Below are 22,637 nucleotides of genomic sequence, written 5' to 3' on the forward strand. Positions count from 1 at the left end.
TATGCTTTTTGTTTGCAGGCTAAGCCCGTGCGATTTCATCGAGGTACCACTGGATGTACCGCAATTCGTTCTGCTCCATCGGCGCGATGGGTCCCGGCACGAAGTAGTGCGAGCGTACACCGCGCGCCGTGTGTTCGATGATTGTCTTGTCCTCGGCAGTCGTCACCTTCCAAAGCCATGTCAGCTTTTCAAGATCGTAATCCCTGCCCTCTTCGGCGTCGCCGCGCACCAGCCAGATCAGTTCCATCTCGCAGGTCTCAGCCGTCTTCGGGATAAAGCGATAGATCATGCCATGATCAGGGTAGCAGACGAGAAAGCTGGTACCGCCAAGGTGAATGGAGGTCACGCCGCCATCAAATTCGGTGAAACGGCCCATCAATGGCCCAACGGGCGAACCATCCTCGCTACCGCTCGATACGCCATCATAGAGCGCATAGCGGAACGTATCGATGGTTTCCTGACCCTGCGCCGAATTCTGCCAGTGATCGCCGGTGGCGATGTCAATGCCGAGCGCGCAGGTGCGCTGCTCCATGCGGGCATTCAGTTCGGTGATTTTCTCCAGTGGCTGCTCCAGCGCATGGGTCTGCGAATACTCAGGATGCGCCGGACCGCAATGGTAGCACTCCACATAGTTCTCGACCGCCAGTTTCCAGTTGGCATCAACCGGATAGGTCTCGCGGTGCGCCACCTTGGCATCGGCCCAGCCATATTGGCCGCAGGTGGTACGCAGTGACTGTTCGATGATGGAAAAATCCAATGGTTCGTCAGCGAAGCAGATGAAAATCAGCCCTTCGGCCACCCGCACATGCAGTTTTTTCAAGCCGTGGGCGCTGCGGTCAAAATCCCGCGGCATCAACCGGGCCGCCCGCAGGCTGCCGTCGTTCATGTAGGTCCATGCATGGTAAGGGCAGACGAAAAAGCGGGCATTGCCCTTTTGCTGGGTGCAGACCTCGGCGCCGCGATGGCGGCAGACATTGAGGAATGCATGGATCGACCCATCTTCGGTGCGTGAGACGATCACCGCTTCCGCATCGATCTTGAACAGCTCGAAATCGCCTGTATTGGGGATGATGCTGGCGTGGCCGATGCAATGCCAGTGGCGGCGGAAGACGCGCTCCATATCTCTGGCATAGACATCCGGGTCCATATAGAAGGCGCGCACCAGACCGTGACCCGGCCGGTGTTCCGCAATCATGCGATCGATCTTGTCGCCTGCCGGTGCAATCCCGGCCAATGCCTGTTCTGCGCCCATCTTTGCCTCGCTCAAAAAGAATGTTCCCGAACGCTTATTGTTTCTCGGATGCGTCGCAGATTAGAATGATTCCGCATTGGGCTCCGTTCAAGCGATGGTTGCTCATGAAGACATGAATTATTCTCAACAGTCGAAATTGCAGGTGCCACCCGATGATGTCGAAGCCCAGAATACCGCCGCTCGGCTCATTGCGTGCGTTTGAAGCCTCGGCGCGATTGCTGAGCTTTCGCCTTGCGGGTGATGAGCTTGGCGTGACGCAATCAGCGATCAGCCATCGCATTTCCGAACTTGAAGCGATTTTGGGCGTAAAACTCTTCGAGCGGTTGCCGCGCGGCGTGGCGATGACCGATGCCGGGACGCTCTATTATCCCTATATGCGCGATGCCTTTGAAAAGATTGCGCGTGGCACGGCACTGATCAACCGGCTTGGCACAACGGATGATCTGGCGCTTGAAACCTACGCCACCTTTGCCATTCGCTGGCTCATTCCCCGCCTGACGGATTTCCGCAAGGTCAATGCAAACCTTGCCATCCGCATTGGCACGAGCCAGCTTGACTGGGAACTCAACATCGACAGTTGTGATATCGGCATCATCCACACCACGCGGCCGGAGCGGATGAACTTGCATTACCGGCTATTGGTAAAGGCAGAGATGTTTCCCGTATGCAGCGCGCAGGTCGCAGCAAACATTGCGGGTGATAACAGTGCCAAGGCATTGAACAAGGTGCCGCGCCTCGCGCTCTATACGGCGCCTGAAGATTGGGGAACCTGGCTGGAGGCGGCAGGCATTGCCGACACCGGACAGGCTGTGACGCTGAAATTCGACACCTATCTCGCCGCCCTGCAATCGGCGCTCGATGGTCAGGGACTGGCCATCGCGCCGGGTTTTCTGGTGGCGGATGATCTCAAAGCCGGACGTCTGTTGGCGCCTTTCCCGCTGAGAGTTCCGCAACCCGGTGCCTGGTACATGATCTGCCGCAAAGAGCGGGTTAATGAAGCCCGTATCCGCCAGTTTGAGAAGTGGTTGGTGGAGCAGTTTGAGGCTGCATGAGCGTGGTTGTGGTGCGTGGTTCGACAAGCTCACCATGAGGGAGAGTGGGGATGCAACAATAATCACAGAGATTGGAGATCAAAAGGCTGCAGAATAAAGCTCCCCTTCATCACCCATCTCCCTCATGGTGAGCTTGTCGAACCACGAACCACGAACCACAAGCCCAAACCATCTCCAACCCTATTTCCGCTTAATCCCAATCGCTCTGCCCACACGCGCAGGTAGCTCCAGCTTTGAATGGGCTTGCTTGTAGAACTCAAGCTTGGGCAACACATCTTCCGGAAACGGGACAACTTTGGGCCCGTTCATATCCACATGCAGCGACAGAACTTCCGACGTCGCGGCCACCCATCCATCCCGGTGGATGATCTCGTTATAGGTGTGCAGGCGTTTGCCGTCGAAATCGATCAACTGGCTCGTTACAGTCACCACATGGTCAAGATGGATCTCCTGCACATAGCAGATGTGGACCTCGGCGGTGTAAATCGTCAGCTTCCGCTCCGCCGCATATTTCGGCCCAAAACCAAGCTCCGCAAGGAACTCATCACCACCACGGTCAAACACCACGTTATAATAGGCCATGTTCAGATGACCGTTATAATCGATCCACTCCTTTTCCATGGAGATCGGCGCGGAGCGGTATAATTCACCTTCAGACATGCGGGTGTTCCCTTATTGGTAAAACTCGGTGGCATTTGAAGCATGGCAGCCACCCCTTCACTTTGTCAAAAGCGACTGATGATGGCGGCTGCCTAACGATTGGCATTGGTGCGTAAACTGCTCGGCGTCTTACCTTCGAAGGTGCGAAATGTGCGGGCGAAGGCGGCGGCGGATGAAAAACCTGTGCGTGCAGCGATGTCGGCAAGCGGTGTTCTCGTGTCGGTGATCAGCCGCCGCGCGATCTTGAGGCGCAGGCGCAGATAATAGCGGCCCGGCCCTTCGCAGACCGCTTTTGCAAATATCTTTTCAAGGCTGCGGGCGCTGAGACCACAACGTTTGGCAATGGCCCCAATGGTCAGCGGTGCATCGAGATGTCCCTCCATCAGCCGGATTGCAGTGGCGAGTTTCGGATGCACATCGTCAAGCCGCCCGAGCGAAACAAGTGGCTGGGCATCATTGGAGGCATGGGCCTCGTCATAGATGAAGACGCTCGCCACATCGAGCGCCACGGACATGCCGCAGCGCGAACGGATGAGATGCAGCATCAGATCAAAAGTCGGCGATGCGCCGCCGGTGGTGAAGACAGGACCTTCAATAACATAGCGGTCCGGTCGCACATCGGTTTCAGGAAATTCGGCGGTGAACTCCTCCATGTCTTCCCAGTGAGTTGTAGCCCGGCGTCCCCGGAGCAATCCTGCGCGGCCAAGCAGCCATGACCCCGCTTCGATGCCGCCGATCATCTGGTAGCGGTGCGTGGCGCGGCGCAGGCTGGCGGTGAAGGTCGTGCGCGAAATATCCGAGGTACCGAAGCCGCCGATCATCAGCAGCATGTCGGCTTTGTCAGAAGGATCGAAGGCACCGGAGACCGCAATGGGCAGACCGCAGGTGGTGATAGCAGGGTTTCCATCCAGAGAAACGATCTGCCATTTGAACAGGTTGCTGCCCGAGACGCGATTGGCCGCGCGCATGGGATCAATAGTGGATGCCACGCACATCAGTGATGCACCGCTGAAGACGAGAACCGTCACTTCAAGCGTTTTGGCGTTGGGTAAAAAGAGTGGCGACGATTCGCTATTCATCAAATCAAATTCGTATATTGCAAAGCATTGGTTTGCAACAGCTGCATGATTTGCCCAACGAAAAAATGGGAGCAAAGCAATGGGACTCACCCCCAATCGCGACGTATTCATTACCTGTGCCGTGACCGGCTCCGGTGACACGACAGGCCGGTCCGACAAGGTTCCGGTCACCCCGCGCCAGATCGCCGATGAGTGCATTTCCGCCGCTAATGCGGGAGCGGCTATCGCTCACATCCATGTGCGTGATCCGAAAACGGGCAAAGGCTCACGCGACATTGCGCTGTATACGGAAGTGGTCGAGCTGATCAAAGCGTCTGGTGTCGACATGGTGCTGAACCTCACCGCCGGTATGGGCGGCGACCTGACGCTTGGCTCGACCGAACAGCCCATGCCGCCCTCGCCTGATGGTACGGATATGGTTGGCGCCACCGAACGTCTCGTCCACGTGGCAAAGCTGCGCCCGGAAATTTGTACGCTTGATTGCGGCACGATGAATTTCGGCGAAGGCGATTACGTCATGACCAATACGCCTGCCATGCTGAAAGACATGGCGGCACAGATCAAGGCGCTCGGCGTGCGCCCGGAAGTCGAGATTTTCGACACCGGTCATCTGCTTCTCGCCAAATGGCTCTATGACCAGAAATTGCTGGAAGATCCTGTCATGGTGCAGCTCTGCATGGGCATTCCATGGGGTGCGCCGGATGATATCAACACGCTGTTGGCACTCACCAACAATTTGCCATCCAACTGGACGTTTTCGGCCTTTTCCATTGGCCGCAACCAGATGCCCTATGCCGCCATGGCGATGCTGGCGGGCGGCAATATCCGCGTTGGTCTTGAAGACAATATCTGGCTCGACAAGGGCGTTCTTGCCACCAACGGTCAACTGGTCGAACGGGCGGTGAAGGTTGCCGAAAGCATTGGCGCGAAAATCCTCGGTCCTGACGAGGTTCGCGCCCGCATGAAACTGACAAAGGGCTGGTGACATCATGAGGACAATTCGCAAAGCGGCAGCCGTCGGCGGCGGTGTTATCGGCGCGGGCTGGGTCGCCCGCCTCATTCTCAACGGTATCGACGTCTCGATCTTCGATCCTGATCCGGAAGCGGAGCGCAAGGTCAGCGAGGTGATGAAAAATTCACGCCGTGCCTACAAGACCATGGTTCCCGGTGGCCTGCCGAAAGAAGGCAAGCTGACTTTTGCCAAGACCATTGCCGAAGCTGTCGCCGGTGCCAATTTCATTCAGGAAAGCGTGCCGGAACGGCTTGATCTGAAACACAAGGTGCTGGCGGAAATCGACAAACATGCGGCTGTCGACGCGATTATCGGTTCGTCCACATCAGGCATTTTGCCATCGGATATGCAGACATCGATGCAGCATCCGGAGCGCCTGGTCGTTGGTCATCCCTATAATCCTGTTTATCTGCTTCCCCTCGTGGAAATCGTCGGCGGCAAGCTGACCTCGCCGGAAGCCATCGAAACCGCGCGTGAGCTTTACGCCTCGATCGGCATGAAACCGGTGGTCATCCGCAAGGAAATCGAAGCCTTTGTTGGCGACCGTCTGCTCGAAGCCGTCTGGCGCGAAGCGCTGTGGTTGATCAAGGATGATATTACCACCGTCGAGGAACTCGACGATATCATGCGTTATTCCTTCGGGATTCGCTGGGCGCAGATGGGTATGTTTCAGGTCTATCGTGTGGCGGGCGGCGAAGCGGGCATGCGCCACTTCATGGCCCAGTTCGGCCCCTGTCTGTCATGGCCATGGACCAAGCTGATGGACGTTCCTGAACTCACTGACGAGTTGGTCGACAAGATCGCCACCCAGTCCGACGAACAGGCGCATGGTCTTTCGATCCGCGAACTGGAACGCATCCGCGACGACAATCTGGTTGCCATCATGGATGCCCTCTCCCGCCAGAACAAAGGCAAGGGCTGGGGCGCCGGGGCACTCTACAAGGATTACACAAAACAGCTGTCCAAACTGGCAAAGAAGCCTGCCATTTCAAAAGCTGCCGAAAAAGCCAAATCCACCAAACCGAAGAAGAAGGTTTAGAACCATGGATTTCGGTCTTTCGGAGGAACAAAGGCTGATTGTCGAGACAACCCGCGCCTTTGTCGAAAACGAGCTTTACCCGCACGAAGCGGAAGTCGAGCGCACGGGTGTCCTGCGCAAGGAACTGGCTGATGAGCTGAAGCAAAAGGCGATTGCCGCCGGTCTTTATGCGGCGAACATGCCTGAAAGCGTCGGCGGTGCCGGTCTCGATACGGTGACATGGCTGCTCTATGAAAAGGAGCTTGGCCGCGCCAATTACGCGCTGCACTGGTCCTGCGTCGGGCGTCCCTCGAACATTCTGCTCGCTGGCACAGACGCCCAGAAGGAAAAATACCTTTACCCCTGCATTCGCGGCGAAAAGTCTGATTGCCTTGCGATGACCGAACCCGGTGCGGGTTCGGATCTGCGCGGCATGAAGGCAACAGCCGTGGAAAAAGGCGGCGACTGGATCGTCAACGGCACGAAACATTTCATCAGCCATGCGCTGGAAGCGGATTTTGTCATCCTCTTCGTGGCCTCGGGTGAAGAAGACACGCCGCGCGGCAAGAAGAAAAAGATCACTGCCTTCTTCGTCGACAAGGATCATCCCGGGATGAGCATCCGCGAGGGTTATCGCAATGTCTCGCATCGGGGCTATACCAATGCGATCATCGAGTTTGATGATTGCCGCCTGCCCGCCGATGCTATCCTTGGCGAAGTGCACAAAGGCTTTGACGTCGCCAATACATGGCTTGGTGCCACACGGCTGCAGGTCGCGGCTACTTGCCTTGGCCGGGCAGAACGCGCACTTGGCCACGCCATCGAATATGCGGCGCAGCGGGTGCAGTTCGGCCAGCAGATCGGCAAATTCCAGGGCGTTTCGTTCAAGCTGGCCGATATGGCAACGGAACTGAAGGCTGCTGATCTGCTGACTTTCGAAGCCGGATGGAAATTCGATCAGGGCACTGTAACCGATCAGGACATGGCCATGGCTAAGCTGAAAGCCACGGAGGTGCTTGCCTTCGTTGCCGATGAAGCCATCCAGATTCACGGCGGCATGGGATTGATGGACGACCTGCCACTTGAACGCATCTGGCGCGATGCCCGCGTGGAGCGGATTTGGGAAGGCACATCGGAAATCCAGCGCCACATCATTTCCCGCGCTTTGCTTCGTCCGCATGGAGCATGAGCGGTTTATGAGGTCAGGTTTCGCCATCATCACCCCCCTCTGTCCTGTCGGACATCTCCCCCACAAGGGGGGAGATCACATTGGCATGAACGCCTTTGCACAACCGGAAACGTTTCAAATTGTGCAAAGGCAGTATTGTAGGCTGATCTCCCCCCTTGTGGGGGAGATGCCTGACAAGGCAGAGGGGGGTGGTTGCTAGTGCCAAAACTCGACCGTCTGCTTCGACCCAAAACCATTGCAGTCTTCGGCGGCCTTCAGGCGGCCGAAGTCATCAAGCAATCGCAGAAAATGGGATTCTCCGGCGAGATATGGCCTGTGCATCCCAAACATGATGAAATTCTTGGCCTGAAAGCCTATCGCTCGGTTGCCGACCTTCCCGGCAGCCCGGATGCGGCATTCGTCGGCGTCAACCGGTTTCTTACCATCGACATTGTCAGGCAATTGCGTGAACGCGGTGCGGGTGTTGCCGTATGCTATGCCTCGGGCTTTCTGGAAGCTGGCGCCGATGATGCGGATGGTGCGCGGCTGCAGGATGAGCTGATTGAGGCAGCGGGCGACATGCCGATCATCGGGCCAAACTGTTATGGCCTGATCAATTATTGCGATGGTGCCCTGCTCTGGCCCGACCAGCATGGCGGACGCAGACTTGCGGCTGATGAGCGCGGTGTTGCCATCATCACCCAGTCGTCCAATATCGCCATCAACATGACCATGCAGACGCGCGGATTGCCAATTGCCCATGTGATGACGGCAGGCAATCAGGCGCAAACAGGCCTGCCCGATATGGCTATTGCCCTGCTTGAGGATGAGCGGGTCACAGCGCTCGGTCTCCACATCGAAGCGTTTCAATCAGCGGCAAAATTCGAGGCACTGGCAAAACGCGCGCGGGAACTGAACAAACCCATCGTTGCCATGAAGGTTGGTCGCTCGGCGCAGGCGCGCGCGGCAACCGTTTCGCACACGGCCTCGCTGGCTGGATCGGATGCGGCGTCGGATGCATTTTTGAAGCGCCTCGGCATTGCCCGGGTCAATTCCATCGCCTCTTTCCTTGAAACGCTGAAGCTTCTGCATGTGCATAAACAGCTTGATGGCAATACGCTTTCGTCCATGAGTTGTTCCGGCGGCGAAGCCTCTGTCATGGCCGACAGTGCCGAAGGCCGCGCGGTTCACTTTCCAGTCCTCACACCCGAACACCGGGCCAAAGTAAAATCCACGTTGGGGCCGCTGGTCGCCGTGGCCAATCCGCTCGATTACCACACCTTTATCTGGAACAATGAACCGGCACTCACCGAGACCTTTACAGCCATGGTATCAGGGAGCTTTGCGCTCAATTGCCTTGTGCTTGACTTTCCCCGCAAAGACCGCTGTTCCGATGTGGATTGGTGGGCAACCGTGCGGGGTTTTGAGGCTGCTCTTAAAACCAATAATGCCAAGGGCGCCATTGTCGCATCCCTGCCGGAAAATATACCCGAGGAATATATTGCCGGGTTGATGGCGAGAGGTATTGCACCACTCTGCGGGATCACCGAGGCGTTTGATGCTGCTGAGGCTGCCGCGTTTATCGGTCAGGCATGGAAAACACCATTGCCTCAGCCCGTTGTTTCTCCCGAAGAAATCCATGCGGAAAACCTGACGCCTGACGAAGCGGAAGCAAAAGCCCTCCTTAGAATGCGGGGTCTACCCGTGCCTTTGGGCCAACGTTGCCAAAGCGTCGAAGAAGCGGTTGCAGCGGCGGAAAGATTGACCTTTCCGGTCGCGCTCAAGGCACTTGGCGTTGCGCACAAATCCGAGCTTAATGCTGTCAGGCTCAATCTGCGGGATGAACAATCCGCGCGTGCAGCCGCCGATGACTTAATCAGCATCGGCAGCGGACTTTATGTCGAACGCATGGTGACCGAAGCCGTTGCCGAACTCATTGTCGGTATTGTTGATGATCCGCAATTCGGGCCGCTGATGACGCTCGGCACCGGCGGTGTGCTGGTTGAACTGCTGAAAGACAGCGTGACGCTGCTCCTGCCATCCAGCCGGGCGGAGACCGAAGCCGCCCTGCGCTCGCTGCGTATGTTTCCGCTGCTTGACGGCTATCGTGGCAAACCGAAAGCCGATCTTGATGCGGCTTTGGATGCCATTCTTGGCATTGCCGATTTTGCGGTGAAGAATGCCGGCAGGATCGTTGAACTCGATATCAATCCGCTGCTTGTCTGCCGCAGCGGTCAGGGCGCATGGATAGCCGATGCGCTGCTTGTAACCAGGGGAGAGTTGCATGAGTGATGTGATCAGAACGCGCCGCGAAGGCGGTATTCTCGAAGTCACGCTGGATCGTCCGAAGGCCAATGCCATCGATCTCAAGACCAGCCGCCTGCTAGGAGAAACGTTCCAGAATTTCCGCGACGATCCTGAATTGCGCGTGGCGATTGTCCAGACCGAAGGCGACAAATTCTTCTCCGCTGGCTGGGATCTGAAGGCAGCCGCAAGCGGCGATGCCGTGGATGGTGATTATGGGGTCGGTGGCTTTGGCGGATTGCAGGAGCTGCGCGACCTCAACAAGCCTGTCATCGCCGCCGTCAACGGCATGGCGGTGGGAGGCGGGTTTGAACTCGCCCTCTCCTGCGATCTTATCTTTGCCTCCGACCATTCCAGTTTTGCCCTGCCTGAGATACGCGCAGGTACGCTTGCTGATGCCGCCACGGTGAAATTGCCCAAGCGCATTCCCTATCACGTCGCCATGGACCTACTTTTTACCGGACRCTGGATGGATGTCGCCGAGGCGCATCGCTGGGGTCTCGTCAATGAGGTTCTGCCCAAGGACAAGCTGATGGAGCGTGTCTGGGAGATCGCGCGTCTGCTCGAAAGCGGCCCGCCACTGGTGTTTGCCGCCATCAAGGAAGTGGCGCGTGAGGCGGAGGATATGAGTTTTCAGGACGCCATGAGCCGGATCACCAAGCGTAAATTCCGCACCGTCGATGTGCTTTATGCCTCGGAAGACGGTCAGGAAGGTTTTAAAGCCTTTGCCGAAAAACGCGATCCCGTATGGAAAGGCAAATGAGCACGGATTATTCGGTTCTGATCGACGCGGAAACCTGGGCTTTCATCGAGCGGACCAACAGCTTTTACCCACCCGATGCCGTCGACTCTACCGTCGCGCAGCAGCGCGAGGTCTATAACCGAATGTGCAGGGCATTTTTCGTCGGCTATCCCCAGAGCGTTTCATCCGCTGATCGCTTTGTCGACGCTGATAGCAGGAAAATCCCTGTCCGTATCTATGACAAAGAGAACACCACACCCGAAGCCATCTGCCTGTATTTTCATGGCGGTGGCTTTGTCGTCGGTGGTCTCGACAGCCATGATGATGTCTGTGCCGAGATTTGTGACGCCACCGGCTTTCGGGTTATGTCGGTCGATTATCGCCTCGCGCCCGAGCACGTACATCCCGCATCGTTCGAGGATTGTCTTGCGGTATTCGAGCATGTGGCGGCAACGTCTGCTCTGCCCATCGTGCTGTGCGGCGACAGTGCTGGCGGCAATCTGGTTGCTGCCGTTTCGCATCATGTGCGCCACAGTGATCGCGCGCCGATTGGTCAGGTGATGATCTATCCGGGATTGGGCGGTGCGCAGAACGAGGGTTCGTATGTCGCCCATGCGGAAGCACCCATGTTGACCACACGCGATACGGTCTACTACGCCAAGGTCAGAAGCGGTGATCACGACTGGTCAAAAGACCCGCGTTTTGCCCCGCTCGCTGACACCGACTTCTCCAACCTGCCCGATACGATTGTGATCTCTGCAGAATGCGATCCGCTATCGGATGATGGCAGGCACTATTGCGAGCGGATTTCAGCTGATGGCGGCAAGGCGATCTGGAACAATGAGCCCGGTCTGGTGCACGGCTATCTGCGTGCCCGCCACAGCGTCGAACGCGCCCGCTCCAGCTTCCGCCGGATATGCACTGCGGTGCATTTGCTGGGCCAAGGCCGCTGGCCGGGTCAGCTTTGAGTTAGATATCGTGAGTGGTCGATGGTGAGGTGAGTGGTGCGTGGTTGGACATAACGACCATGAGGGAGAGTGACGATGCAACGCTAATCGCAATATCGTTGCAGAATATGGTTCCCCGCGCCCCCATTGCCGTCATCCTCGGGCTTGACCCGAGGACCCACGGTTAAGGAAATTAGACGAATCTGGATACTTGGCGCTTTTAAATTGTGGGTCCTCGGGTCAAGCCCGAGGATGACGGAGAGATGGGTGGGTTAGAGGGAGCTATATTCTGCAACGGTTGTGATCTCCCCAAACCAAATGAAAGCGGACCCTAATTCCCCGCACTCGCCATGCGACGGTTTTTCACCGCACCTTCCAGCCAGCCCAGTTCCATCTCAGGAACCGATGACAGAAGCAGGTCCGTATAGGCATCGAACGGCGGCTTGAGCACCTGCGATTTTGGGCCGTAGCGCACCACCTCGCCGCGATACATTACGGCAATGGCATCGGCGATGGATTTTACCGTGGCAAGATCGTGGGTGATGAAGAGATAGGCCACATGTTCATCCGCCTGCAGATCAAGCAGAAGTTTCAAAATGCCATCGGCCACAAGCGGATCGAGCGCGCTTGTTACCTCGTCGCAGATGATCAGTTTCGGCTTGGCGGCAAGGGCCCGGGCGATACAGACGCGCTGTTTTTGCCCGCCTGACAGTTCGGCGGGATAGCGGTCGACAAAGCCCTTGCCCATCTCGATCTTGTCGAGCAGTTCGGCAATACGCTTGTCGCGTTCCTTGCCGCGCATGCCGAAATAGAATTCGAGCGGCCTGCCAATAATGGTCCCGATGGTCTGGCGCGGGTTCATCGCCACATCCGCCATCTGGTAGATCATCTGCAATTCGCGCAGATCATTGCGGGTGCGATTGGCGAGACGTGGTGAAAGCGTGCGCCCGTCAAAGGTGATCGAACCTTCCATCGGCGGCAGAAGGCCGGTGATCGCGCGTGCGAGTGTCGATTTGCCTGAGCCGGATTCGCCGACAACCGCGAGTGTCTGGCCGAGATGCAGATCCACCGAGACATTTTTCAGAACTTTGACCAGCCCGCCGCCATAGGCCGCCGTGACGTTCTTCACCGACAGAATGGGCGTGCCATCGGTTGTCTTTTCCTGATGCGGGATGTGATGCACCGAAACCAGCTGGCGCGTATATTCCTGGTGCGGTTCCTTGATGATCTGGCGCGTGTCGCCATATTCCACCATCTTGCCGTGGCGCAGTACCATGATGTCATCGGCAACCTGTGCCACAACCGCAAGATCGTGGGTGATATAGAGCGCGGCGACATTCGTGTCGTGAATGGCATCCTTGATCGAAGCGAGCACGTCAATCTGGGTGGTCACGTCAAGCGCCGTGGTCGGTTCATCAAAGACAATCAGATCCGGTTCCGAACAGAGTGCCATGGCAGTCATCGCTCGCTGCAACTGTCCGCCTGAAACCTGATGCGGAAAGCGTTGACCGAAAGTCTCGGGGTTCGGCAGGCCCAGCTTTTTGAACAGGCCAATCGCGCGTTTTTCCGCTTCAGCGCGCGTGGTGATCCTGTGCTGAAGCGCCGCTTCAATCACCTGATCCATCAACTTGCGTGCCGGATTGAAAGCCGCTGCTGCCGACTGCGCAACATAGCAGACTTCGCGGCCACGGATTTGCCGCAGCGTCTTTGCGCCACCTTTGAGGATATCGCGGCCATTGAGCAGCACTTCGCCGCCAGTGATACGGACACCACCGCGTCCATAGCCCATGCCCGAAAGACCGATGGTGGACTTGCCCGCACCGGATTCGCCGATCAGACCCAGAACCTTGCCGCGTTCGACTTTTACCGAGATATCGTCGACAATCACCACATTGCGTGGCGGTTCACCGGGCGGATAGCTGGTCGCTTCAATTCTCAGATTGCGGATATCGAGAAGAAGGCCCGTTTTGTCCTTTGCAGGTGCTTTAGCCATTGCCGCGCCCTCCCTTCAAGCTGGTGGTTCGGTTGAGTATCCAGTCCGCAACCAGATTGACGGAGATCGACAAGACAGCGATAGCGGCAGCCGGAATGAGCGCGGCGGGAATGCCGAAAACAATACCTTCCTTGTTTTCCTTGACCATACCGCCCCAATCCGCATCCGGCGGCTGAACACCAAGACCGAGGAACGACAGCGCTGATAGAAACAGCACAGCGAAGATGAAACGGAGGCCAAGCTCGGCAATCAGCGGCGTCAGGGCATTGGGCAATATTTCACGGAAAATAATCCAGATACGTCCCTCGCCGCGCAGCTTTGCCGCCTCGACGAAATCCATGACGTTGATATCGACAGCCACCGCCCGCGCCAGCCGGTAAACACGGGTGGCATCAAGAAGCCCCATAACGAAGATCAGCGTTGTGATATTGGCGGGCAGAACCGAGAGCACGACAAGCGCAAAGATCAGGGTGGGGATCGCCATGATCAGATCGACAAAGCGCGACATGAGCTGATCGAACCAGCCGCCGATGACCGCAGCCGCAAAGCCAAGAACCGATCCGAGAATGAACGACAGGGCCGTTGCCATGGCAGCAATGAAGATGGTGATGCGCGCGCCGTAGATCATACGCGAAAGCAGATCGCGGCCAAGATTATCCGTACCGAGCCAGTATTTGGCCGACATGGGTTCCCAGACGTCGCCGACGGTTTCGCCGACGGAATATGGAGCAACCCACGGTGCGAAAATCGCCGCGAAGAGAAAGATGGCCGTGATGATCAGACCGATCCAGGCGCTGATGGGAATGTTTTTAACGTTCAACATGGCGCGGCCTCACTTGGGGTGTCTGAGGCGGGGATTGGAAACAATCGCCACGATGTCAGCAATAATATTAAGGGTGATGTAGACGGCCGCAAAAACCAGTCCGCACGCCTGAACAACAGGCACATCGCGCTTGGCCACATGATCAACCAGATACTGCCCCATGCCGGGATAGACGAAAATGACTTCGACCACGACCACACCGACAACAAGGAATGCCAGATTGAGCATCACCACATTGACGATTGGCGCAATGGCATTGGGGAAAGCATGGCGGGTGATGATCTGAAGCGGGGTCAGCCCTTTCAGCTCCGCCGTCTCGATATAGGCTGATTGCATGACGTTGAGGATGGCAGCTCTGGTCATGCGCATCATATGCGCCAGAACGACCAGTGTCAGGACTGTCACCGGCAGGGCAATGGCGCTCAGCCGTTCGCCGAGCGGCATGCCGTCATAGACGGTGGAAACGCTCGGGAACCATTGCAGGCGCACGGCGACAAAATAGATCAGCAGATAACCGGTAAAAAATTCCGGCAGCGAGGTGGAGGCAAGGCCGAGGCCGGAAATGAGCTTGTCCACCCAGCCATTGCGATAGCGCACGGCCAGAAGGCCAAGCGCGATTGCCAAGGGGATCGAGACAACAGCCGCCCAGAAAGCGAGGAACAGCGTGTTCCATAACCGCCCTTTGAGCGACGTCGCAATGTCCTGTCCGCTGGATAGCGCCGTGCCGAGATCACCGGTCAACATACCGCCAAGCCAATGCAGGTAGCGGATATAGGCCGGATCATTCAGCCCCATGTCACGCCGCAGGTTTGCCAAAGCCTCCGGCGTGGCCGACTGGCCGAGAATGGATTGCGCCACATCTCCCGGCAGTATCTGGGTGCCTGCAAAAATCAGCACCGAGACTGCCAGAAGAAGAAGAAGGCCCATGACTATGCGTTGGGCCACCAGTTTGAGGACAGGACCACTCATCCGTTAGGCCATCAGCCAGCAGCGGGACAAGGCATAGCCACCGCTCATTTCCTGATTGCCATCTTTCACCCAGCCGCCAACCTTGGCACTGGTCGCATCGATGAAGTCGTTGAACATCGGCACGATAACGCCGCCTTCATCGCGGACAGTCACCGACATGTCACGATACATCTGCTTGCGCTTGGCAGGGTCCAACTCGGCGCGCGCTGCAATCAATGTCTTGTCGAATTTTTCATTGAAGAAGCGTGTGTCGTTCCAGTCTGCGGTGGAAAGATAGGCGGTTGAATACATCTGGTCCTGTGTCGGACGGCCACCCCAATAGGATTCCGAAAATGGCTGCTTGTTCCACACTTCGGACCAGTAGCCGTCGCCGGGTTCGCGCTTGACCTCGATCTTGATGCCGGCCTTTGCCGCGCTCTGCTGGAAAAGCTGTGCCGCATCAATGGCGCCCGGAAAGGCCACATCGGAGGTGCGCAGCAGCACCGAACCATCATGACCGGATTTCTTGAAGTGGAAAGCCGCCTTGTCGGGATCGTAGGCACGCTGTTCGATATCATCCGAAAACAGCGGATAGGCCTTGTTGATCGGGAAATCATTGCCGATCGAACCATAGCCGCGCAGGATTTTCTGCACCATGTCTTCGCGGTTCATGGCGTATTTCAGCGCCAGACGCAGATCGTTATTGTTGAACGGTGCCGTGTTGCAATGGGCGATGAACACATAATGCCCCTTGCCCGCCACGTTCTGGATAGTCACACCGGGAACGCGCTTGACCAGATCAACGATCTTCGGCTCGACGCGGTTGATCATGTGAACCTGTCCGGACTGCAAAGCGGATGTGCGGGCCGTGGCATCGTTGATGACGATGATTTCAATCTGATCCGCGTGACCGCGCTTATCGCCGTCCCAATAGCTGGCGAATTTCTCGCCGATATGGCGCACGCCCGGTTCGTCCTTGACGACCTTATAAGGCCCGGTACCGATACCGGCGGTCGGCTTGTCCTTGCCGCCATTGGGCTGGATCATCAGATGGTAATCATCCATCAGGAACGGCAGGTCGGCATTCGGCTCTTTCAATGTGAAAACAACGGTATCGCCGTCTTTCTTCACATTGTCGATGCCCTTCATGACACCAAGCGCACCGGATTTTGAATTGGCATCGGAATGGCGTTCCATCGTGGCTACGACGTCATCAGCCGTCATTTCCTTGCCATTGTGGAACTGCACACCCTTGCGGATCTTGAAGGTCCAGACCTTGGCGTCGGGTGTCGAACCCCATTCGGTGGCAAGTTTCGGGTTTAACGTGCCATCGGCCTGAATTTCAACGAGCTGTTCGCCCCATTGGCGGCCAAATTTATAGGGAACCTGGCTCTGCCATGTTGCCGGGTCCATGCTGTCGGTCGAAGCGCCGCCCTGCATGCCGGCTTTTAGCGTACCGCCCTTGACCGGGCCTTCGGCCAAAGCGGCGCTGGAAAGCAATGAATTGGCGAAAACGGTGGTGACACCGAGAGCGGCAGCGCGGCCAAGAAAATCACGACGGGACAAATGTCCGCGTGCGACCTTGCGGCTCAGATAATCGAGTTCTTTTGACATACCCATTCCCCTTTTGTTGCTTGGAACGCATGGCGCCCAAATTCGGTTTTTGTGAATTATGCGACTTGATACCCGTGGATTTCAACCGTCAATGTGACTTTTGACTATAACCTCCAGCAATCAGATGTGCTGACGCGCGATTGTCTCGGCGAAATTTCGCTCGAAAACCAGCTCGTCATTTTCGTAGGCTTCAATGCGGCCCGTCAGATGAAAATTCTGCTTGTCTGACCGCATCGTGGTGAACGTTTCCGTGCGGACGCGCCATTCATCGCGGCCTGACAGCTCCGTCCAATGAGTCTCGCCATAGGCGGAAAGTGGATTATCAGGATGGATTTCCCAGCGTTCACGCGCAACACTGCCATGGATCAGTCCATGCTCTTTGTCCCGCGCTTCGCCAAAATCATCCATGATCGACAAGATAATCTTGCCGCTGACCTGATCATGTTCGATCAGGCGACTGTTTGTGCCCTTGCGCAAGGTGTCGAGTTGCCATGGCGACGCTGCTTCCGGCTCAGGAAAGGTCCATTCGTCACCCATTGCGAGATCGCGGGATGGCAAATCCAGCCTGCCGCCATGCAGCGTCAGGCTGACAGTCTCAGGCGATGGCCAGACCATCGGCCAATAGCTTGATGAGACGGCAATGCGCAGGTGATGACCGGCTGGGACACGGTAGGCAATGTCATCCAGCTTGAACCGGATTTTGACAGGTTCGCCCGGCTTCAGGCTTTCCGGCTTTTCGTGGCTGTTGCGATGGCAGAGATTGAACACACCATAGGTGATGCGTGTCGATGCGCCATCCGGGTGCACATCGCACAGGCGCACGGCAACCAGGGCAACAGGCTTGTCGCTGGAAAGCGTCAGCGAGATTTCAGGTGCGCCGACAATATCAACAGCCTTTTCAAGCACAGCGCCATCATAGCAGACAGACAACGCATCATCGCGGCGCTGATCGCCGGGAAGTTCCGGGCCAAGCCAGATGGCGCAATATTCTCCGCCCATCATGCCGCAATCCTGCGGCGAAGCGATAAGATGGGCAAATTCCTTGACGGGCTTGTTACCCAGAGATTTTTCGGCAGTCAGGTGAAGCACTTCGTTGCGGATGGTCTTTGATGGCCATTGCGGCTCCGCAATCCAGTAACCGGGACGTTCCGTGTACCAGCTTTTCGGACGAACGGAATCCATCAGATAGCCGCGATAAGCCGGATCGTTCTCGACGCCCGTATCGATATCCTTCAGCCAGCGGTCCCACCAGCGCAAAGCCTCCTGCAGGAAGCCGATGCGCGGTTCGGGCACGGCGAAATGCGGATATTTATGCACCCACGGTCCGACAATGCCTTTGACCGGTGCAGTAATGCCTTCCATCAGGCGCGGTACGGCGTTCTTGTAACCATCACCCCAGCCGCCAATCGCCAATGTGGCGGCTTTGACAGCGGAGAAATCCTCGCAGATTGAACCGCGCTTCCAATAGGCATCACGGGTCTGGTGCATCAGCCAGGTCGCGGGCAGAAATGGCTCATGATCAAGCCGGTCGAGCCACATGGCACGCCATTTATCGCCGACAAGCAGCGGATCGGGTGAACGCGAGGAATAGGCGAGCATGGTCGCGCCCCATCCGAGATTTTCGTTCAGCAGCAATCCGCCCTTGTAATGAATATCATCGGCATAGCGGTCATCCGTCGAGCAGAGCGTGATGATGGCTTTCAGCGCTTTGGGCTGCAAAGCCGCCACCTGCAACGAATTGAACCCGCCCCAGGAAATGCCCATCATGCCAACCCTGCCCGATGACCAGGGCTGCGCTGCAATCCATTTGATCACATCGCAGGCATCGTTGAGTTCCTGAACCGAATATTCGTCCTCCATCAGCCCTTCGGAATCGCCGTTGCCGCGCATATCGACACGCAGGCAGGCATAGCCATGTCCGGCAAAATAAGGATGGGTGAGATTATCTCGCGCCGTGGTGCCATCGCGCTTGCGATATGGCAGGAATTCGAGAATGGCGGGAACCGGATTTTCAACTGCATCTTCGGGCATCCAGACCCGGGCCGAGAGGCGGCAGCCATCGGGCAGAACGATGCCCAGATCGGCTTCTTCTCTCACTTTGTGCTGAAAAGTCTCGACTGTCCGCATTACCATCTTTCGTTCCTGCAGCGGAGCGGAAAACAGATCCGGTCATTTGTCTTGGCGACAATGACCAATGCACACCGGGCAGACCACCCGGTGAAAACATGAATCCCATTTTCTCGTCTTTTGCGAGGTGTTCCTTTGTATCGTACTATGCGCATCTGTCCGGCTATGCGGACCAAACACTTGCGACATATGTTCGGTCATTTGCGTCACGCTGGAAAAGTCTCATCCCAGCCTTGATGGAATAAGCTTTTCCAACCGGCGGAAGAGAAAAACAATGATGCCGGTGATGACAAGATAACCGGCGGCCAACAGCAAAAGCGGCTCATAGGTGATGAATGTATCCTGTCTTACGCGCGAGGCGACAGAATAGAGATCGACGACGGTAATCGTTGCCACCAGCGGGGTTGATTTCAGCTGTAACACCGCCTCGCCCGCCAGTGTCGGCAAAGCGCGATGAATGGCCTGCGGCAACCAGATGCGACGAAAAATGGTGAAGCGGCGCATACCGAAAGCCCGCGCCGATTCCAGCTGTCCCTTGGGCACACCGGCAAACGCGCCGCGCATCACCTCGCCCTCATAACCCGCATAGGACAGGGAGAGAGCCAGCACCGCATAGGGCCATGCTTGTCTCAAGTACGGCCAGAGTTCCGAGCTGCGTATCCACGGATATTGCGGGAACAGCGAACCCAGCCCGTAATAGAGCAGCCAGAGTTGCAGGAGCAGCGGCGTGCCGCGAATAACAGTGCAGAACACCCGTGCCGGTACCGCAAGAATTGCCGGGCCCGCTGCCTGTGCCAATCCAAGCGGTACAGCCAGCAGGAAACCGATGATGACGGTAACGATCAATATCCAGATCGTGCGCCACAGGCCTTGCAGGATCAGATCCCCATAATTGGGCAACCAGTCCCAACGCATGAAGAAAATAGCTGAGGCGACAAGCGCAATACCAATCAGAATGAGGACAATGCGATGCGGCGGGAGTTTACGCGCCTGCCCGCTCGTGTCGCTGTCCTTGTGGATCGGAAATGTTTCGATGGGCGCTTCAAGTGGCGTTTCGCTCATCATCGCGCCTCCTTGACCGAAGGCATGCCGCGCCGCGCCCATTGCTCAACCTTGGCAAGGATGAGGTTGGAGAACAATGTGATGGCAAGGTAAAGAACGCCTGCCGCGATGAAGAACAGGAAATAGGCCTTTGTCGTGCCCGCAGCCTGACGGGTCACAAGCGTCAGTTCACTGAAACCCACCACCGCGAGCAGAGCCGTATCCTTGGTCGAGATCAACCATAGATTGGCAAGGCCCGGCAGCGCATGCGGCAGCATGGCAGGCAAGGTAATACGGCGCATCATTAGCGTTGGCGACATGCCATAGGCCCGCGCCGCCTCGATTTCCCCCTGCGGAATGGCTTTGATAGCCCCGCGCAGCACTTCCGTGGCATAGGCACCCTGCACAAAGCCGAGCACAACAATACCAGCAACCAGTCCGCTGATATCGACACGCTGATAGCCGAGGCCTTCCAGCACCCGATTGATCATGTCGGTGCCCGCATAATAGAGCAGCAGGATCAGCACCAGCTCCGGAACCGCACGCACAATAGTCGTATAGATCGCCGCAATATCGCGAACCAGTGGCCCGCCATAGAGCTTGCCATAGGCACCGAATGTGCCAATCAGCAATCCCATGCCAAAGGCACCCACGGCGATCTGCAGCGAATTTGCCAGACCACGCAGGAGATTACCGCCCCATCCCGGCGGATTGGGAGACAGAAGATCAAACATGCCGGCTATACCAGCTGGAATAATTGATGCGTCGGCCAAGCGATCCTCGATTCAAAGCAATGAAATGCACCCATATCCCGGTGAGGGAATTAGCGCTGCAGATTTAGTATGCCGTGGTTCGACAAGCTCACCATGAGGGAGAGTCGTGGTTGCACGGAGCCAAATTCTGCAACGTTGGTGACTATCGTTGCATCCTCGCTCTCCCTCATGGTGAGCTTGTCGAACCACGCACTCCGTTCATGCAAAGAACGCGCTGAAGGGTTAACCATCGGCCATCTCCTCTCCACAAGGGATTGGGTGCATTGTGTAGACTACGTCATGGACGGATAGGAAAAAGCCGGAGCAGGCAAACACCTGCTCCAGCCAACGGCTTACCCGCCATACATATCGAAGTTAAAGTACTTCTTCGAAATCTCGTCATATTTGCCATTGGCGCGAATGTCCTTGATGGCTGTATTGATCTTGCCCTTCAGCTCCGTATCACCTTTGCGCAGGCCAACACCAACACCGGGTCCAAGGACTTCCAGATCGGGCGCAACTTTGCCCTTGATCTCGCAGCAGGCCTTGCCCGCGTCGGTCTGGGCGAAGGTTTCAAGTGCCAATGAATCGGCCTGCGTCGCGTCAATCCGCCCGGCAGCCAGATCCTGATTGGCTTCGTCCTGCGTCTGGTATTCCTTGATTTCAGCCGCTGTCGCGGCAAAATGCTTCTTGGCATAGACCTGGTGAATGGTCGAAACCTGCACGCCTATGATTTTGCCTTTCAGACCTTCGGGTGAAGCGTCCATCTTGACGTCTTTCGATCCGAGGATGACCGTGGGCGTATTGTAATATTTGTCGGAAAAATCGATCGTCTTCTCGCGCTCGGCTGTGATCGACATGGAAGCGGCGATCATATCGATCTTCTTGGTGGTCAAAGCCGGAATGATACCATCCCACGAAACGGGCGTGATCACGCAGTCAAGCTTGGCCTGAGCGCAGATTGCCATGGCAATATCGACTTCCCATCCTTCCCATTTGCCCGAAGCATCAGGTGAGGCAAAAGGTGGATAAGGTTCGGCGGCAATGCCAACCTTGAGTTGTTCAGCGCTGGCAACACCCATTCCTGCGACCAGCACAGCGGCGGCAACCGCTGATTTCAAGAAAGCTCTCATTTTTAACTCCATTTGTTTTCTTGTTCCCCAGGATTATTCCCTGTATTTTTTCATGCAATTTATGAAACAGTGCGGATAAACTGCTTCAAACGTTCAGATTTTGGTGATCCGAACAATTCTTCCGGTGGCCCCTCTTCTTCGACAATGCCGTTGTGGAGATACATGACATGGCTTGCCACTTCCCGGGCAAATTTCATCTCATGTGTCACCAGCAGCATGGTTCGCCCCTCCTTGGCGAGATCACCGATAACCTTCAGAACTTCGCCGACCAGCTCCGGATCGAGCGCCGATGTCGGCTCGTCGAACAGCATCACACGCGGCTGGATCGCAAGGGCGCGGGCAATGGCACCACGCTGCTGCTGACCACCGGAAAGGTAGGCTGGATAGACATCGCGCTTGGCTGAAAGTCCGACCCGTTCGAGCAATTGTTCGCCGATAGCCATGGCTTCATCGCGTTTCATGCCAAGAACATGAACAGGCACTTCGATGACGTTCTGGATCAGGGTCATATGCTGCCAGAGATTGAAATTCTGGAACACCATGCCGAGACGGCTGCGAATACGTTCGATCTGACGGCGGTTGGCAGGGTATTGACCGCCCTCGCCGTCGCTGACCATCTGCACATCCTCGCCATTGATGCGAATGACGCCGCTTGTCGGGTTTTCGAGGAAATTGATACAGCGCAGGAAAGTTGACTTGCCGGAACCGCTGCCGCCGATCATCGCCACGACATCACCGTCTTTGGCGGTCAGCGAAACGCCCTTGAGAACTTCAAGGGCGCCGAATTTCTTGTGCAGGTTCCAGACGTGGATGGCTTCGGCTTTTTCGGCCGGGACGGATTGGAGAGGCTCCGTCTGAGCGGATGCGTGTAACGCTTCCGTCATCGTGCGGTTTCCATGGGTTGTCTGGCACCTGCTGTCATCATTATTGCCTGTTTTGTCAGCATGAGGCGAAACTGCCTAATTTCGAGCA

General features: G+C 56.7%; 19 protein-coding genes. 7 read left to right on the forward strand and 12 right to left on the reverse strand.

The features are described 5' to 3' along the window. Positions 1 to 19 precede the first annotated feature (19 nt). Positions 20 to 1,252 (reverse strand): aromatic ring-hydroxylating oxygenase subunit alpha, encoded by a 1,233-nt coding sequence (locus AB4Y96_RS15125; RefSeq protein ID WP_441918313.1) that lies wholly within the window; start codon positions 1,250 to 1,252, stop codon positions 20 to 22. 152 nt (positions 1,253 to 1,404) lie between these two features. Between AB4Y96_RS15125 and AB4Y96_RS15130 the strand changes: the two genes are divergently transcribed. Next, positions 1,405 to 2,304, forward strand: a complete 900-nt coding sequence (locus tag AB4Y96_RS15130) for a LysR substrate-binding domain-containing protein (RefSeq protein WP_441918280.1) — start codon at positions 1,405 to 1,407, stop codon at positions 2,302 to 2,304. 180 nt (positions 2,305 to 2,484) lie between these two features. Here AB4Y96_RS15130 and AB4Y96_RS15135 read toward each other — a convergent pair whose 3' ends face one another. Beyond that, entirely contained in the window at positions 2,485 to 2,964 is a 480-nt protein-coding gene (locus AB4Y96_RS15135; protein ID WP_091884606.1) for a thioesterase family protein, read from the reverse strand. Positions 2,965 to 3,056: 92 nt separating this feature from the next. Further along, positions 3,057 to 4,046 carry a GlxA family transcriptional regulator gene (locus tag AB4Y96_RS15140; RefSeq protein ID WP_441918281.1) on the reverse strand — a complete coding sequence of 330 codons (990 nt, stop codon included), beginning with the start codon at positions 4,044 to 4,046 and terminating at the stop codon, positions 3,057 to 3,059. Between the two features lie 76 nt (positions 4,047 to 4,122). On the opposite strand from AB4Y96_RS15140, the gene AB4Y96_RS15145 reads away from it, so the two are divergent. The 6 genes from AB4Y96_RS15145 (at position 4,123) to AB4Y96_RS15170 (ending at position 11,255) form a co-directional block, all read left to right on the forward strand. Further along, complete coding sequence (locus AB4Y96_RS15145; protein WP_091884608.1) at positions 4,123 to 5,028, forward strand: 3-keto-5-aminohexanoate cleavage protein; 906 nt, start codon at positions 4,123 to 4,125, stop codon at positions 5,026 to 5,028. A gap of 4 nt (positions 5,029 to 5,032) precedes the next feature. Continuing rightward, on the forward strand, positions 5,033 to 6,094 hold the full coding sequence (locus AB4Y96_RS15150) for a carnitine 3-dehydrogenase (protein WP_441918282.1): 1,062 nt from the start codon (positions 5,033 to 5,035) through the stop codon (positions 6,092 to 6,094). Positions 6,095 to 6,098: 4 nt separating this feature from the next. Further along, positions 6,099 to 7,262, forward strand: coding sequence for an acyl-CoA dehydrogenase family protein (locus tag AB4Y96_RS15155; protein WP_441918283.1), 1,164 nt, complete (start codon positions 6,099 to 6,101; stop codon positions 7,260 to 7,262). Positions 7,263 to 7,460: 198 nt separating this feature from the next. Continuing rightward, on the forward strand, positions 7,461 to 9,533 hold the full coding sequence (locus AB4Y96_RS15160; RefSeq protein ID WP_441918284.1) for an acetate--CoA ligase family protein: 2,073 nt from the start codon (positions 7,461 to 7,463) through the stop codon (positions 9,531 to 9,533). Further along, positions 9,526 to 10,308, forward strand: coding sequence for a carnitinyl-CoA dehydratase (locus AB4Y96_RS15165; RefSeq protein WP_441918285.1), 783 nt, complete (start codon positions 9,526 to 9,528; stop codon positions 10,306 to 10,308). Before AB4Y96_RS15160 ends, AB4Y96_RS15165 begins: the two co-directional genes overlap by 8 nt. Then, entirely contained in the window at positions 10,305 to 11,255 is a 951-nt protein-coding gene (locus AB4Y96_RS15170; RefSeq protein WP_441918286.1) for an alpha/beta hydrolase, read from the forward strand. The genes AB4Y96_RS15165 and AB4Y96_RS15170 overlap by 4 nt, the downstream gene beginning before the upstream one ends. Before the next feature lie 310 nt (positions 11,256 to 11,565). On the opposite strand, the gene AB4Y96_RS15175 is transcribed toward AB4Y96_RS15170, so the two are convergent. The 9 genes from AB4Y96_RS15175 to AB4Y96_RS15215 form a co-directional block, all read right to left on the reverse strand. Continuing rightward, positions 11,566 to 13,227, reverse strand: coding sequence for an ABC transporter ATP-binding protein (locus AB4Y96_RS15175; RefSeq protein ID WP_441918287.1), 1,662 nt, complete (start codon positions 13,225 to 13,227; stop codon positions 11,566 to 11,568). Continuing rightward, a complete protein-coding gene (locus tag AB4Y96_RS15180; protein WP_091884628.1) occupies positions 13,220 to 14,050 on the reverse strand; it encodes an ABC transporter permease in 831 nt (276 codons plus the stop codon). The genes AB4Y96_RS15175 and AB4Y96_RS15180 overlap by 8 nt, the downstream gene beginning before the upstream one ends. A 9-nt stretch (positions 14,051 to 14,059) precedes the next feature. Then, the gene (locus AB4Y96_RS15185) at positions 14,060 to 15,019 is read right to left on the reverse strand and encodes an ABC transporter permease (protein WP_441918288.1); all 960 of its coding nucleotides are present in this window, start codon (positions 15,017 to 15,019) and stop codon (positions 14,060 to 14,062) included. A gap of 3 nt (positions 15,020 to 15,022) precedes the next feature. Beyond that, positions 15,023 to 16,612, reverse strand: a complete 1,590-nt coding sequence (locus AB4Y96_RS15190) for an ABC transporter substrate-binding protein (protein WP_441918289.1) — start codon at positions 16,610 to 16,612, stop codon at positions 15,023 to 15,025. Between the two features lie 120 nt (positions 16,613 to 16,732). Continuing rightward, the gene (locus AB4Y96_RS15195) at positions 16,733 to 18,739 is read right to left on the reverse strand and encodes a CocE/NonD family hydrolase (RefSeq protein ID WP_441918314.1); all 2,007 of its coding nucleotides are present in this window, start codon (positions 18,737 to 18,739) and stop codon (positions 16,733 to 16,735) included. A gap of 222 nt (positions 18,740 to 18,961) precedes the next feature. Continuing rightward, positions 18,962 to 19,801, reverse strand: coding sequence for an ABC transporter permease (locus tag AB4Y96_RS15200; RefSeq protein ID WP_441918290.1), 840 nt, complete (start codon positions 19,799 to 19,801; stop codon positions 18,962 to 18,964). Continuing rightward, on the reverse strand, positions 19,801 to 20,514 hold the full coding sequence (locus AB4Y96_RS15205; protein ID WP_091884868.1) for an ABC transporter permease: 714 nt from the start codon (positions 20,512 to 20,514) through the stop codon (positions 19,801 to 19,803). Before AB4Y96_RS15205 ends, AB4Y96_RS15200 begins: the two co-directional genes overlap by 1 nt. A 371-nt stretch (positions 20,515 to 20,885) precedes the next feature. Then, the gene (locus tag AB4Y96_RS15210; RefSeq protein ID WP_441918291.1) at positions 20,886 to 21,665 is read right to left on the reverse strand and encodes a transporter substrate-binding domain-containing protein; all 780 of its coding nucleotides are present in this window, start codon (positions 21,663 to 21,665) and stop codon (positions 20,886 to 20,888) included. Between the two features lie 59 nt (positions 21,666 to 21,724). After that, a complete protein-coding gene (locus AB4Y96_RS15215) occupies positions 21,725 to 22,549 on the reverse strand; it encodes an ABC transporter ATP-binding protein (protein ID WP_441918292.1) in 825 nt (274 codons plus the stop codon). Positions 22,550 to 22,637 lie beyond the last annotated feature (88 nt).

The organism is Phyllobacterium sp. TAF24 (assembly GCF_052113785.1).
In the GTDB taxonomy this organism is placed as follows: domain Bacteria; phylum Pseudomonadota; class Alphaproteobacteria; order Rhizobiales; family Rhizobiaceae; genus Phyllobacterium.

Coding starts and splice junctions, on each gene's coding strand:
- AB4Y96_RS15135 (WP_091884606.1), bottom strand. CDS start 2,964: ATGTCTGAAGGTGAATTATACCGCTCCGCGCCGATCTCCATGGAAAAG.
- AB4Y96_RS15130 (WP_441918280.1), top strand. CDS start 1,405: ATGATGTCGAAGCCCAGAATACCGCCGCTCGGCTCATTGCGTGCGTTT.
- AB4Y96_RS15170 (WP_441918286.1), top strand. CDS start 10,305: ATGAGCACGGATTATTCGGTTCTGATCGACGCGGAAACCTGGGCTTTC.
- AB4Y96_RS15215 (WP_441918292.1), bottom strand. CDS start 22,549: ATGACGGAAGCGTTACACGCATCCGCTCAGACGGAGCCTCTCCAATCC.
- AB4Y96_RS15205 (WP_091884868.1), bottom strand. CDS start 20,514: ATGTTTGATCTTCTGTCTCCCAATCCGCCGGGATGGGGCGGTAATCTC.
- AB4Y96_RS15210 (WP_441918291.1), bottom strand. CDS start 21,665: ATGAGAGCTTTCTTGAAATCAGCGGTTGCCGCCGCTGTGCTGGTCGCA.
- AB4Y96_RS15125 (WP_441918313.1), bottom strand. CDS start 1,252: ATGGGCGCAGAACAGGCATTGGCCGGGATTGCACCGGCAGGCGACAAG.
- AB4Y96_RS15200 (WP_441918290.1), bottom strand. CDS start 19,801: ATGAGCGAAACGCCACTTGAAGCGCCCATCGAAACATTTCCGATCCAC.
- AB4Y96_RS15195 (WP_441918314.1), bottom strand. CDS start 18,739: ATGCGGACAGTCGAGACTTTTCAGCACAAAGTGAGAGAAGAAGCCGAT.
- AB4Y96_RS15185 (WP_441918288.1), bottom strand. CDS start 15,019: ATGAGTGGTCCTGTCCTCAAACTGGTGGCCCAACGCATAGTCATGGGC.
- AB4Y96_RS15175 (WP_441918287.1), bottom strand. CDS start 13,227: ATGGCTAAAGCACCTGCAAAGGACAAAACGGGCCTTCTTCTCGATATC.
- AB4Y96_RS15190 (WP_441918289.1), bottom strand. CDS start 16,612: ATGTCAAAAGAACTCGATTATCTGAGCCGCAAGGTCGCACGCGGACAT.
- AB4Y96_RS15180 (WP_091884628.1), bottom strand. CDS start 14,050: ATGTTGAACGTTAAAAACATTCCCATCAGCGCCTGGATCGGTCTGATC.
- AB4Y96_RS15150 (WP_441918282.1), top strand. CDS start 5,033: ATGAGGACAATTCGCAAAGCGGCAGCCGTCGGCGGCGGTGTTATCGGC.
- AB4Y96_RS15155 (WP_441918283.1), top strand. CDS start 6,099: ATGGATTTCGGTCTTTCGGAGGAACAAAGGCTGATTGTCGAGACAACC.
- AB4Y96_RS15145 (WP_091884608.1), top strand. CDS start 4,123: ATGGGACTCACCCCCAATCGCGACGTATTCATTACCTGTGCCGTGACC.